This is a genomic window from Streptosporangium nondiastaticum, from assembly GCF_003011965.1.
Lineage (GTDB): Bacteria > Actinomycetota > Actinomycetes > Streptomycetales > Streptomycetaceae > Streptomyces > Streptomyces nondiastaticus.
This window is the reverse complement of record NZ_PXWG01000425.1, coordinates 1-379: the sequence shown is the minus strand read 5'-3', so window position 1 is coordinate 379 and position 379 is coordinate 1. Positions and strand designations below refer to the sequence as shown.

Sequence of the window (379 nt, the reverse complement as noted above, 5' to 3'; positions counted from 1 at the left end):
GCCAGCCCGAACGACTCCAACGTCAACGGCGGCCCGGTCTCCTCAACCTGAACGTCGGAGGAACCGAACTCGCGCGCCAACCCCTCCTCCGCCAGGCGTTGCTTCCACCACGGCAGCCGCGGATAGTCCTCCGGCTGCACGTCGAGGTGGCGCCAGGCGTAGTAGCGGACTAGACGCTCTTCAGGGAGCCCCGCGAAGGCTTCGTATCGCTGCTCCCAGCGGTAGGGGTGTTCAGCTCACCCGCCAGCCAGCCCAGGTAGGCGGCCAGGGTGCGGTGCGGCAGCGCCAGCATCTGCTCCGTGGTGGGCTGCTGGGAGCAGCAGTCCGCGTAGATTCGCACCAGCTCGTGATCGGTTTCGGCGCGCTTCTCCATCGCCGA

1 protein-coding gene is annotated in these 379 nt (G+C 68.1%); it reads right to left on the bottom strand.

Annotated elements, in window-relative coordinates:
- Positions 1 to 169 precede the first annotated feature (169 nt).
- Positions 170 to 379: hypothetical protein (locus tag B7P34_RS38080; RefSeq protein ID WP_189383310.1), on the bottom strand; the 210-nt coding region annotated here is incomplete at its 5' end.